We start from the raw sequence: 11,915 nt of genomic DNA on the forward strand, positions 1-11,915 counted from the left end.
AAAATAGACAAACTCGATTTTCATCGAGTTTGTCTACAGTCTGAAGCCTCCCATAATGTCGGGAGGCTTTTCTTATTATCATCACTCTTTATGAAACATACCCATGACCTCGGCAGTTTCGGTTATATTAACAAAGGCATTCGGATCCACTTCTTTTATCATCGTTTTTACATCGGTTAACTGATAACGTGTAATGACTGTCATCATTACTTTGCTCTTTTCTCCTGAATATGCACCTTCACCATCCATGACTGTAATTCCACGATATAGGTTGGTCAGGAGCTTCGTTTTCATTTCGTCACTCTTTTTGGTAACGATCATCAATGTTAATTTAATGTGATTGGAATGGATCGTATCGATCACCTTTCCTGCTGCATAAATGGAAATCAGCGTATATAATGCGGCATCCCAACCGAAGATGAAGCCTGAGATTACCACCACAACAGCATTCATCACCGAAAGCAATGTACCAAGCGGAAAGTCGCTCTTCTTAGCCAATAGCATGGCAATGATATCAAAGCCGCCCGAAGACCCCGAAGCGCGAAAGACGATGCCTATCCCGATTCCCGATATGATTCCGCCAAATAAAGAAGACAAAATCGGTTCAGTGGAAATACCGTGAACTGGAATGAGGTATAAACTGATGGAAATCACGACAACTGATAATATCGTATAGGTGATAAAGCGTCTCCCTAATTTCAGGTAACCAAGTATCAGCAATGGCAGGTTCATCAGAAAATTCAATATCCCTGTGTTGACTGGGGTGATGATTCCGAACATGATCGCAAGTCCACTAAGTCCGCTGCTTAAAATTAAATGTGGTATCAAAAATAAGTTGTAGGCTACTGCCACAAGCACTGAGCCTACAGTGATGAAAAGTACATTATACATATCCGATCTCCTTAAAACGAACTGGGAATTTAATTTATTATAGTAGAGAACCTAAGATTTTTAAAAATAATAGTTTTTTCTGAAAACGACCACAAACTTCCACTTTCCGAAGAAAAAAAGCCAGCTGGTTTTCAGCTGGCTTTCAATCACCCTTTGTATCTGCATTTTCAACCGTTGAAATCCGTTCGAGCATGGTCGGATGGGAATACCGCAGCCATTTAACCAGGAATGGCGGGTTGACCTGACTCAAACCCGACCTCGTGAGTTCCTGGAAAGTCGTGATTGCTGATTCTTTGTCCCCGGTCATTTCAATGGCATAACGGTCAGCCCTTGTTTCTTGATATCTGGAAACATAATTGGACAGCGGACTCGAAGCAAAGAGCAGCACAGACGTTATCAAGAGAAATAACGGAAGAGATGATATGCTGTCAACCGAACGGACCTTTAACTGATGGCCCCAGCGACCAATGATAAAATTCATGATTTTCGAAGTCAGCCACAAACCGATTAATGTCAGTCCTAAATAACCTGCAATCCCTATATAAATGTGCTTTTCCACATAATGAGCCATTTCATGTGCCATGATAAAAAGGATTTCATCTTCCTTCAGTTTGTTCAGGGTCGTATCCCAAAGAACTATTCTTGAGTTGGAACCTATGCCGGTCACATATGCATTCAAGGCATTTGTCTTTTCCGCCATATTTACTTCATACACGTGTTCAGCCGGGATCTCAGCCTGTGAGGCTAGTGCCAATATTTCCGTTTCCAGCTCTTTATTTTTGAGAGGATAGAATTCATTGTACAGCGGATCAATCAATACAGGCTGAACGAACATCAGGAACAAGGAAAAAGGAATGGACAACATCCAAGCATAGAGCCACCACTTCTTCACACTTTTCTTCATTAACCAATATAAAACGGAAACGATGATGAACATCATCCCAAAATTCACCCAGAATTCGATGACTCCATCCTTCATCCACGAGGTGAAACTTTGTGTACTTATGTGGTAACTCTTGCTCATCCGATATCCAATGAAACTGATTGGAAATAGAGCCAGGTATGAAATAACGGAAAGCCAGAATAAGTAAATGCCCGTTCTGATCGCTTTCCGTCTAGAGACTGCCATTGACGATTTTTCAAATGCCTTTGAAAAACCGAATAATAATATGAAGAAATACAGAAGCCATTCATATGGCGTCGATACGAAAAAAATAAAATTCCGCAGTCCTGAATACTCTTCACTAAGCTTTAGTTCCCTTGCATTCAGGAATGTTGCAGGATCTGCTGCCGTTCCACGCAAAGCTTCGGGAATGGTCGTATCCGCTCCATAAAAAATATACCAATACATCGCTGCTGCATAAAGGATATATAATATAATCGCCCTTCCAGCCCATTTTCTAACCATGATGCCCCTCCTTAAAACGAATCTCCCTCTTAATAGTTTAATCCAAAATGGACAGGTTAGAACCGCATTTCCCTTCAATATTATTCTTCCTTACAATTCCCATCATTTTGTTGATTTTTCATTGTTCATTATCAACCTTAAGATTTCCCAGAATAATCCACCAGCCTAACATGCACTTCCGGGAAGGGAGGCAGAATGATTCATATGCAGAGACACTAAAAAAACGGAGGGATGAGAGGTTTAAGGCAACGACGAATTTATTCCTTTGCCTAATTGCTAAGATGAAATCGTTTCATCAAAGGATTTCAAATGTGAATTTGATTTATAATGAATGAGACCGATTAACGGAACGGCAGGCATAATCGGTCATCCCTTCATCCCGCTATTTTGAAAACCATACAAAAGTGCCATAAGCTCCGGTCGATTATTAACATTCAGTTTTCTGTAAATACGGCTTATATGGTTTTTTACCGTGCCGATCGATAGAAAAAGTTTTTTTGAAATTTGCTTATTCGTTTCGCTTTGGGTTAGCAGGATAAGCAGTTCATGCTCGCGTTTAGAAAAAAGCCCCCAATTTTTCGATTGCCTTTTCCAAAGTTACTGGTGATCTTTCAACATCCCGCTCCAGCTTTTTCATTAAAATTGATTTGAATGAGGCAGGATAAACGATTTGACCGTTGGCACATTGACGGATTGCCGACATCAACTGTTTCATTCCGCCATCCTGTAACACATAACCTGCTGCACCATGGCCTATTGCTTCAATAAGATAATGATTTTCTGAATAGGCAGTAAAAATGACGAAAGGAGTGGATGGGTGTTTTTCCTTCAGGATTTGCATGACTTCCTGTCCATACTTCCCTGATGAGCGAATGACTGATGTATGATCAGAATCAAGAAGGTCCATTTCATTTCCAGTCATCCCCATGACCTTAATGTCACCTTCTTGTTCGATGATTCCCTCAATTCCTCCCTGACCACCATATATCACTAGCTTAATCGACTTCATAACCTCACCTGTTACTTTCTTTATTTGTTATTAATCCGATAGTTTTTTATAATTGTTAGCCGGGGAATAGTTCTAATGGTCTATATTTTACATCATTAATTCACCTGTTAACAAATTTAAACTGTAAAAATACTTTTAATAATTGTGTTCCTCCTGACAATAAAAAAGGCTATCAACCCGTTTGATTTCAGGATGATAGCCTTTTTCTTTGTTCCTCATCTATGAGCGTATCAAGTTTCATGATGCTTTCCTTTGCCCGCGGAAAATCAATTTTGCGATAATGGTGTTTTCCGCCTTCTTCTTCATCTTTTTCGTCGGCCCATTTGACGACTTGCTGAAGCGGTGTACGAATAATATCATTCGAAGGTAAGAACGAATCGGTATGAAATAAAATGGCGAGGGAAATGGTCTTTGCCTTGATCGGGTTTTCTCCCAAGCGGATTAACAGTTTATGTGCTCGTTCGGCACCTTTGATGGGGTGAATATCATTTTGTTTATAAAGATCATAATCCCATTTACCATTGCGATACCAGGTGAAATGACCCATATCATGCAATAGCCCGGCTTTAGCGGCAATATCAGGGTCGACATTATATTCATTTGCTAAGTGAAACGCATGGTATGCTACCGCAATCGCATGTGCCAGACCTGAACGGTTCAAGTATTTTTGAGCAATGGGATGTGCAAAAATATCCAATAGCTTTACATCTCTCATCTAACCCCTCCTTACAATTTTGTGGAAATTTTTAATGACAATCATAACTCTTTTCGAAACAAGAATCAAGGTTTTAAGATTCTTCAATATATTTTATGCAGCCTCATACACTTTGGTTGTACAAAAAAAGGACCATTGCCGGTTATAGGCAATGATCTCCTCATGATCAATGTAATTCAGTTTTGCAGTACATGGTTTTTCAAGGAACGCCGTAAAATTTTACCAGTCGCGTTTTTTGGAAGTTCATCCAAAAACTCAATTTTTGCCGGCACCTTATATTTGGCCAAGTGTTCCATGCAATGGGCAAGCAGCTCTTCCTCAGTCAATGCATTGTTTTTCTTTACCACAAAGCATTTAACCACTTCCCCCTGATTGGGATCGGGAACGCCAATGGCTGCTGCCTCAACTACTTCAGGATGGGCATACAAAACCTCCTCCACTTCACGCGGATAGACATTATAGCCACCGACGATGATAAGCTCCTTTTTACGATCTACAATGAAAAAGTAGCCTTCATCATCCATCCTGGCTAAATCGCCTGTATATAACCAGCCATTTTTCAAGACAGCGGCTGATTCTTCAGGCATTTTATAATAACCTTTCATTACATTCGGACCCCTGACAATCAATTCTCCTACACCATTGATCGGCACTTCTTCTCCAAGCTCATTGACCACTTTGTTTTCCACCCTAAGGATGGATGTTCCGATGGAACCCGCCTTCCTTGGACGGTCCAAAGGATTGAAGCAGGTAACAGGGGAAGCTTCGGATAAGCCATATCCTTCTGAAACCCTAACATTAAATTTCCGCTCGAATGATTCAAGCAGGGACACTGGCATGGCGGATCCGCCAGATATGCATATCCGCAAAGACTTCAAAGCATCCTCTTTCGCATCTGGATATTGAAAAAGAAAGTTATACATCGTAGGCACGCCAGCAAAAACGGTTGCATCATATTTTTTGATTTGCCTGAATATTTCCTTTGGACTGAATTGCGGGACAATTAAAAGCGTACCTCCGCTTATCAACGGGGCATTCACAACTACCGTTAAACTGAAAACATGGAACATTGGCAATGTCGTAATGACACGGTCACTTTCCGTGATATTTAAATATTCACCAATATCATGTGCATTGGAGTAGATATTGGTATGTGTGAGCATGGCCCCCTTTGGTTTCCCCGTTGTCCCGGAAGTATAAAGTATGATTGCCGTATCTTCAGGATCCAGTTCAGGACCTTTAAAGCCTTCATCCCCCGATTCGACCATTTTTGTAAACGATTTCATTTTATTGCAGATGTTAAATTCGCTACTATCCCCATTATCCGGCTGCATTTCACAAATTACATATTGTTCTACGCTTGAAAGGATAGGGTTCATTTTCTCCAGTAAGGGTAAAAGCTTATCTAATGCCACAACAACCTTTACATCGCCATTATTCAGGATATAACCAATCTCGTCAGGTGTGTATATTGGATTGACGGGAATTACGGTCGCCCCTGCTCGCATAGCTCCATACAATGAAATGATGAAATGTGGAGAGTTGCCTAATAACAGCGCAATGTTATCACCTTTTGAAACACCAAGCCTATGTAATTCGTCTGCGAACTTCGTAACGGCTTTATCCAATTCCCCATATGAAGTGGATTGATCCAAAAAGTAATATGCTGGCTTATCCGCCTTTTTTAAAGCCATTTGATGAAGCTGTTCAGATAAATTCATCTTTCTCCCTCCCCTGCAAATAGCATGAATGAATGGTCATTCATTTTTATGGTGAACTAAATACATTTTTATTATATTAAAAGAATGCGATCACAGCAACCATTTTATCCATATTCAAGCAATTACTGTCATTATTAGTCACAAAAGCCGTCCTATTAAGTCGGGACGGCTTTCAGGCTTAATATATTAAAGCCAATATTTCTTCTTTTGTTACATTGCCAAAATAATGACGAACATCGATCTCATCCAGTACTCGGCTGATTGCTTCCTTTTCATAGCGTATTCCAGTAAGCTTTCGTTCAATATCCGCAACCTCTCCGACCCCGAAGAAATCACCGTAGATCTTGCAGTTCTCAATGATTCCCCTGTTCACTTCAAGGCGGATATCAACAGATCCCACAGGAAATCTATGTGAGTTTTGCAAGTTGAATTTAGGTGATTTTCCGTAATTCCACTCCCAATTTTGATACCTATCTTCCGAGATTTCGTGAATTTTCTCCCAATCCGTTTCTGTTAAAACATACTCTGTAACCTTTCCGTTATCTTTGAAAATATTTTGCAGAAGGAATGAACGGAATTCTTCAACAGACATCGGTTCTTTTAGGAAATCGGCGATATTACCAACACGGCTTCTTATCGATTTAATCCCTTTGGACTCGATTTTATCTTTTTTCACTTTTAAAGCGGATACAATGTGATCCATTTCTGATTGAAACAGCAATGTCCCATGACTGAACATTCTGCCCTTCGTTGAAAACATCGCGTTTCCCGAAATTTTCTTTCCTTCAGCCAGAATATCGTTACGACCGCTCAATTCAGCATGTATTCCTAGTTTCTCGAGCGTTTCCACGACAGGCTGGGTGAATTTCTTGAAGTTATGGAAACTATCCCCATCATCTTTCGTAATGAAACTGAAATTGAGATTCCCTAGGTCATGATAAACCGCTCCACCCCCGGAAAGGCGGCGAACAACTGTAATGCCCTTTTCATCTACATAATCGGAATTGATTTCTTCAATCGTATTTTGATTTCTGCCTATGATGATTGAAGGTCGATTAATGTAAAATAAAAGATAGGTTTCATCTATGTTTAAATGTTTAAGCGCAAATTCTTCGATGGCCAGGTTAATTCTTGGATCTGTAATTCCCTTATTATCAATAAAAAGCACAGTTGTTCCTCCTTGTAGACTTCATATCACTGATGTTTCATTTATAGTTGGAACTCGAGATTGGTTTTGGCTACAGCTATTTCCCTTTTGAATACCTCGGATGCTTCTTTTTTCAGTTGATCGAGATTCCCATAATGAGGGAGGTGAGTTAACAGCAAAAGCTGGACGTCAGCCTTTTCTGCCAGCAGGCCCGCTTCCCTTGCCGTCATATGCCCCGCCTTTGAACCATCCATATCACTGTAAAAGTTACTTTCGCATAATAAAACATTTGCGTCTTTAGCGAAATCTGCAAGCTCATCCATATATGAACTGTCACCTGTGTAAACGATCGAATGATTTTCAGCTTCAATCCTCATTGCAAAACAAGGTACTGGATGTTTTGTTTTCATGAACGTAAATTTACACGGTCCAATGGTTAATGGCTGATCAGCGGAGATGGCTATCCCCTTTGTCACGTCTTTATAAGTTAACTTACCAAATTCGACTTCGTCCAAATCATGACCATATATAGGAATCGTCCTTTTTTCGCTGCCCAATATCTGCTGTATGAACGCAGCGTGCTGCAGGACACCAATATCCGCTACATGATCAGGATGATAGTGGGATAATACAACTGCACCAAGATCCTCCGGCTTCATATGGTTTTGAAGCTGTGATAGAACACCGCTGCCACAATCAAGCAGAATGCGAAAATCTTCATATTCAAGCAAATAGCCGGAACTTGCCTCATTTTTAGCTGGATAACCGCCCCAGCAGCCAATTACGGTGATTTTCATGCTTAGGCACTCCTTTTTTTCTCTCAATGACTTCCCCATTAATATAAACTATTCTTGCCCTTATTTCACCTTTTTTACTTATGTTATAAAACATTCATTGACATTCTAAATCTGTTATAATACAATAAAACCATAGAAAAGCGAATAATAAAAAATTCAGGAGATGATGTTCATGATTCAAAGTAGCGTTGAGTTCTTTAAAAATCTGCCACCGAAACAATGCACGGAATGCGGAAAAAAAATTGAAGAACAGCACGAATGTTATGGAAACCACTGTGATCATTGCCTTTCTGGAGAGTAGTAGTCTTTGTGATTCACCATCCTCTTCCCAAATAGCAGGATGAATTTCATAGATGTTTCGGTTTCGCAGCTGAAAAAAACCCCAATAAAAGAAGAGATACCGATGATCGGTATCTCTTCTTTTATTGGGGTTCATTGCCTTTCAGCAAAAAAATAGAATGATCACGTAACGGATAATCCTTTGAACAAATATATTTTAAATAGTTCAGCAATTTCCTCTTTCTCTAATGGGGCATGGTTCCTTTCCCAATCAAAGATCAGGGCAAGGTACATTTTTAGCATCAGGAAAGCTGTTATCTCTGGATCGCAAGGTTGTATATAGCCCTTATCAATCGCTATTTTTAGTTTTTCCTTAATGTAGGATACGATGGCTTCTTCCATTTCATTAACCATTTCCTGAACGGCCGGCGTACCAATTTCCCGCTCTTCCTGAAGAAGTTTTAATGATAATTGATGTTCCTGCCTGAACTCCAGAATTCGATAAACGGCCCGATGCAGGTTTTCAAAAAAGGAGAGTTGGTCATCCAAAGATTGTTCCGCCTCATATTTCATTTCCTCTATCATCCGCTGAACGATTTCTTTAAACAGCTCTTCTTTATTTTTATAAAAGGTATAAATGGTCCCTTTTCCCACATTGGCAATTTTAGCGACTTGATCCATCGTCGTTGCCTTATAGCCAAAAAGTGAAAACGACTTGGTCGCAGCTTCCAAAATTAATTTTTTACGATCAACAGACATTTCCCACCCCAATCCTGACCAGACGGACAAAACAGTCATTATGTTCAACGATATCATACCAAAAATTTTCAGTTTTTTCAATTATATTTTCAATTTCCAAGAGAAACAATGGCCATCCTCGTTACTGGACAGCCACTTTTCGAAAATACATATTTATTTAAATCTGCAAGGCCAAAGGTAGCGTCGCTTTTCCGGTGAATAACATAACTTCAAATAAAAATAGGCAGAGCACATGGCAAGCATGGTTAAACTGATTTTCTCCTATTTACTGATCACTTTTCCTGTAATCTGTTTAAAATGATCGTGGCCAAAGCATCGATGAATTCAGGTTTAACATTGGGCATATCCGGCCTATAGTAGCCTGCGCCAATCTCTTCCGTCACAACCTTACATTCATAATCGTTATCATAAAGGACTTCAAGGTGCTCGGCAACAAAGCCAACAGGAATATAAATGAAAGCTTTATAACCTTTTGCTTGATGAAGATCTCTGGTTAAATCCTGTACATCGGGTCCCAACCATGGTTCAGGAGTTTGTCCAGCGCTTTGCCAGCCTACTGCATAATTGGTAACCCCTGCGCCTTCGGCAATCATGTCTGCCGTTTCTTTCAGTTGATTTGGATACGGATCACCCGATTGCAAGATTTTTTCCGGGAGGCTATGTGCCGACACAATCAAAGCGAAATTATCGCGTTCTTCCGAGGTCATTTTCCCGATTACTTCTTTTACTTGGTCTACCCAATATTGGATGAATTTTGGTTCATCATACCAGCTTTCAACGGAAGTGATGGTCAGGTCCCCCAATTTAGCGGCTTCATCCTGGGCACGTCCATTATAAGACTTCACGCTGAATGTTGAAAAATGCGGTGCCAATACGATACTGACCGCCTCTTTGATTCCATCTTCATGCATTTGTTTCACTGCGTCTTCAACAAAAGGTTCAATATGTTTCAGTCCAAGATATGCCTTGAATTCAACTTCCTCCTGGACGGAATTCAATTTCTTTTCAAGCGCTTCAGCTTGCCCTGCCGTTATTTTTGCAAGCGGCGATAATCCACCGATCGCTTCATATCTGCCTTTAAGGTCGGCAATCAATTCGTCGCTTGGCCGTCTCCCATGTCGAATATGTGTATAATACCTTTCAATATCCTCTTCAGTGTATGGAGTACCATAAGCCATGACTAAAAGGCCCATTTTTTTTCTTGACATGAAATTACACCTCTTTTAAAGATTTCGTTCTTTTATTGTGCATCCAATTAAGGAGTTTTAGCAAATGGTTCGCTCACCTTACTTCATTTTTGATGAATATTCGTGAATGAAAGCGGTCAGCCTCTTCAGTGTTTCCGGATTTACGGATGGGAAAACTCCATGACCAAGATTAAAGATGTAGCCGTCCTGTTCCATGCCCTGATCCAAGATTCTTTTCGTCCGTTCTTCTATAACATCCCATGATGATAATAGCAGGGCAGGATCAAGATTACCTTGTACCGTTTTCTGGATTCCCATTTGTCTTGCTTCTGTAATTGGTAATCTCCAATCAAGCCCGACTACATCAATCGGAAGATCATTCCACTCAAGTGCCAAGTGACTTGCGCCGACCCCGAACATGATTAGCGGTACATTTTCTTCTCTCAATGAAGAAAAGATACGAGTCATGATCGGCTTGATGAACACGCGGTAATCTTCAACATTCAAAGCACCCACCCAAGAATCAAAGATTTGGACGGCTTTAACGCCGGCTTTAATTTGTGACTTGACATAGATGATGATCATATCGGCTAGCTTATCCATTAATGCAAACCAAGCCTTTGGCTCGGAATACATGAAAGCTTTCGTCTTATTGTAGTTTTTGGAGGGGCCGCCTTCAATCATGTATGAAGCAATGGTGAACGGAGCCCCGGAGAAACCGATCAAAGGAACGGACAATTGCTCCGTGGTCAATAATTTAATCGTGTCCAATACATATGGGATGTCTTTCTCTGGGTTCAATTCACCTAATTTTTCAACATCTGTCACCGATTGGATTGGATTGGCTATGACTGGACCGATTCCGGACTTAATCTCAACATCGACACCAATGGCTGGTAGCGGTGTCATTATATCTTTATATAAAATCGCAGCGTCTACATCATATTGCTCAACTGGCAATCTAGTTACATAAGCGCATAATTCCGGCTGATGAGTAATTTCAAAAAGTGAGTACTTCTCTTTCAATTTACGGTATTCCGGCTGTGAACGGCCAGCCTGACGCATATACCAAACAGGCACATGATCCGTTTTCTCTCCTCTTGCAGCTTTTAAAAATGTATCATTCGTAATTTCCTTAGACATTAATATCCACCTTTCAAGCAATCACGTTTCTATTTTTATTCATTACCTACATAGAATATCAGAAGGATGTTGAATTTCAAATCGAATCTCCTTAAACTATAGCTTTTTCTATAATATATTTGTCAAAAAATCGACTTTTATATATGTATCTTACCGGTTTACCAGCTTTATGGTTAGTTTGGAAATGGTAAAAGCACTATTCATTGGGTAAAATGGGTATACAGGCACTATATAGTAATTGGAGGGGAAATTATGAATGTATTCATCACATCAGGCACTTACGATTTTTTGAAAATCAAAAAAGATAAGCACCCGAATGAAAAAATATTACTTATGCAAAACCCTGACACTGCAGTACTTTTACATGAAACTACAGGTAAAACGATCTTCAGCTCTCCACGTAAGTATGAAGTAGTTGATGGGAAAGGAACCCTTCAGGATCATGGGTATGTAGTCATGAACAATATCCCTGTAAGTGAAGAAGGAAGGCCGGTATTCGAACATCGTTTTAAAAACAGGGCTGGATTCATTGAAAATGAACCAGGTTTCGTCGCACTTCGTGTACTGCGGCCAATCAACTCTGAAACTTATGTTATTCTAACGATTTGGGAGAAACAAGCTGATTTCCTGAACTGGAAGAATTCCAGTTCCTTTAAGATGGCACATAACAGCGACTCCAAAGCTCCCGTTACGAATTCCAGCCAGAAGATGTTTTCAGGTGAAGCCTATGTAACGCAATATACATTGGTGAAGGATTCCGAAGAATAATCCATTCTTGCTCAATAAGAGGCGCATCCTAAAGGATGGGCCTCTCAGACTGTAGACAAACTCGATGAAAATCGAGTTTGTCTATTTTTAT

The 11,915-nt window shown here is 40.1% G+C and carries 13 protein-coding genes; 2 read left to right on the plus strand and 11 right to left on the minus strand.

The annotated features are described in order from the left end of the window. Positions 1 to 81 precede the first annotated feature (81 nt). The 8 genes from ADA55_RS00940 to ADA55_RS00970 all read right to left on the minus strand — a co-directional run bounded on the left by ADA55_RS00940 (position 82) and on the right by ADA55_RS00970 (position 7,688). On the minus strand, positions 82 to 891 hold the full coding sequence (locus tag ADA55_RS00940; protein ID WP_048677994.1) for a YitT family protein: 810 nt from the start codon (positions 889 to 891) through the stop codon (positions 82 to 84). A 142-nt stretch (positions 892 to 1,033) separates the two neighbouring features. Next, positions 1,034 to 2,299, minus strand: coding sequence for a M48 family metallopeptidase (locus ADA55_RS00945; protein ID WP_048677995.1), 1,266 nt, complete (start codon positions 2,297 to 2,299; stop codon positions 1,034 to 1,036). A 366-nt stretch (positions 2,300 to 2,665) separates the two neighbouring features. Then, positions 2,666 to 2,842 (minus strand): response regulator transcription factor, encoded by a 177-nt coding sequence (locus ADA55_RS31285; RefSeq protein ID WP_082162763.1) that lies wholly within the window; start codon positions 2,840 to 2,842, stop codon positions 2,666 to 2,668. 13 nt (positions 2,843 to 2,855) lie between these two features. Further along, the gene (locus ADA55_RS00950; protein ID WP_048677996.1) at positions 2,856 to 3,308 is read right to left on the minus strand and encodes a response regulator transcription factor; all 453 of its coding nucleotides are present in this window, start codon (positions 3,306 to 3,308) and stop codon (positions 2,856 to 2,858) included. A gap of 187 nt (positions 3,309 to 3,495) precedes the next feature. Beyond that, complete coding sequence (locus tag ADA55_RS00955; protein ID WP_048677997.1) at positions 3,496 to 4,023, minus strand: HD domain-containing protein; 528 nt, start codon at positions 4,021 to 4,023, stop codon at positions 3,496 to 3,498. A 176-nt stretch (positions 4,024 to 4,199) separates the two neighbouring features. Continuing rightward, positions 4,200 to 5,744, minus strand: coding sequence for a fatty acid--CoA ligase family protein (locus ADA55_RS00960; RefSeq protein ID WP_048677998.1), 1,545 nt, complete (start codon positions 5,742 to 5,744; stop codon positions 4,200 to 4,202). 178 nt (positions 5,745 to 5,922) lie between these two features. Then, positions 5,923 to 6,912 (minus strand): lipoate--protein ligase, encoded by a 990-nt coding sequence (locus ADA55_RS00965; RefSeq protein WP_048677999.1) that lies wholly within the window; start codon positions 6,910 to 6,912, stop codon positions 5,923 to 5,925. A 41-nt stretch (positions 6,913 to 6,953) separates the two neighbouring features. Next, positions 6,954 to 7,688, minus strand: a complete 735-nt coding sequence (locus tag ADA55_RS00970; protein ID WP_048678000.1) for an MBL fold metallo-hydrolase — start codon at positions 7,686 to 7,688, stop codon at positions 6,954 to 6,956. Between the two features lie 172 nt (positions 7,689 to 7,860). Here ADA55_RS00970 and yhfH point away from each other — a divergent pair, with 172 nt between their 5' ends. Continuing rightward, positions 7,861 to 7,989, plus strand: a complete 129-nt coding sequence (gene yhfH / locus ADA55_RS27845) for a protein YhfH (RefSeq protein ID WP_065310849.1) — start codon at positions 7,861 to 7,863, stop codon at positions 7,987 to 7,989. A gap of 161 nt (positions 7,990 to 8,150) precedes the next feature. On the opposite strand, the gene ADA55_RS00975 is transcribed toward yhfH, so the two are convergent. The 3 genes from ADA55_RS00975 to hemE all read right to left on the minus strand — a co-directional run bounded on the left by ADA55_RS00975 (position 8,151) and on the right by hemE (position 11,056). Next, complete coding sequence (locus tag ADA55_RS00975; protein WP_048678001.1) at positions 8,151 to 8,726, minus strand: TetR/AcrR family transcriptional regulator; 576 nt, start codon at positions 8,724 to 8,726, stop codon at positions 8,151 to 8,153. Positions 8,727 to 8,998: 272 nt separating this feature from the next. After that, entirely contained in the window at positions 8,999 to 9,934 is a 936-nt protein-coding gene (gene hemH, locus ADA55_RS00980) for a ferrochelatase (RefSeq protein ID WP_034314663.1), read from the minus strand. 78 nt (positions 9,935 to 10,012) lie between these two features. Then, positions 10,013 to 11,056 carry a uroporphyrinogen decarboxylase gene (gene hemE, locus ADA55_RS00985; RefSeq protein ID WP_048678002.1) on the minus strand — a complete coding sequence of 348 codons (1,044 nt, stop codon included), beginning with the start codon at positions 11,054 to 11,056 and terminating at the stop codon, positions 10,013 to 10,015. Positions 11,057 to 11,308: 252 nt separating this feature from the next. Here hemE and ADA55_RS00990 point away from each other — a divergent pair, with 252 nt between their 5' ends. Further along, on the plus strand, positions 11,309 to 11,824 hold the full coding sequence (locus ADA55_RS00990; protein WP_048678003.1) for an antibiotic biosynthesis monooxygenase family protein: 516 nt from the start codon (positions 11,309 to 11,311) through the stop codon (positions 11,822 to 11,824). Positions 11,825 to 11,915: the final 91 nt, after the last annotated feature.

The sequence above is a fragment of the Bacillus sp. 220_BSPC genome, assembly GCF_001054655.1.
Taxonomy (GTDB): domain Bacteria; phylum Bacillota; class Bacilli; order Bacillales; family DSM-1321; genus Peribacillus; species Peribacillus frigoritolerans.

What these genes read in the sequence shown, in the direction of transcription:
- ADA55_RS00940 (WP_048677994.1), bottom strand. Translation starts at nt 891, where the DNA reads ATGTATAATGTACTTTTCATCACTGTAGGCTCAGTGCTTGTGGCAGTA.
- ADA55_RS00945 (WP_048677995.1), bottom strand. Translation starts at nt 2,299, where the DNA reads ATGGTTAGAAAATGGGCTGGAAGGGCGATTATATTATATATCCTTTAT.
- ADA55_RS00950 (WP_048677996.1), bottom strand. Translation starts at nt 3,308, where the DNA reads ATGAAGTCGATTAAGCTAGTGATATATGGTGGTCAGGGAGGAATTGAG.
- ADA55_RS00955 (WP_048677997.1), bottom strand. Translation starts at nt 4,023, where the DNA reads ATGAGAGATGTAAAGCTATTGGATATTTTTGCACATCCCATTGCTCAA.
- ADA55_RS00960 (WP_048677998.1), bottom strand. Translation starts at nt 5,744, where the DNA reads ATGAATTTATCTGAACAGCTTCATCAAATGGCTTTAAAAAAGGCGGAT.
- ADA55_RS00970 (WP_048678000.1), bottom strand. Translation starts at nt 7,688, where the DNA reads ATGAAAATCACCGTAATTGGCTGCTGGGGCGGTTATCCAGCTAAAAAT.
- yhfH (WP_065310849.1), top strand. Translation starts at nt 7,861, where the DNA reads ATGATTCAAAGTAGCGTTGAGTTCTTTAAAAATCTGCCACCGAAACAA.
- ADA55_RS00975 (WP_048678001.1), bottom strand. Translation starts at nt 8,726, where the DNA reads ATGTCTGTTGATCGTAAAAAATTAATTTTGGAAGCTGCGACCAAGTCG.
- hemH (WP_034314663.1), bottom strand. Translation starts at nt 9,934, where the DNA reads ATGTCAAGAAAAAAAATGGGCCTTTTAGTCATGGCTTATGGTACTCCA.
- hemE (WP_048678002.1), bottom strand. Translation starts at nt 11,056, where the DNA reads ATGTCTAAGGAAATTACGAATGATACATTTTTAAAAGCTGCAAGAGGA.
- ADA55_RS00990 (WP_048678003.1), top strand. Translation starts at nt 11,309, where the DNA reads ATGAATGTATTCATCACATCAGGCACTTACGATTTTTTGAAAATCAAA.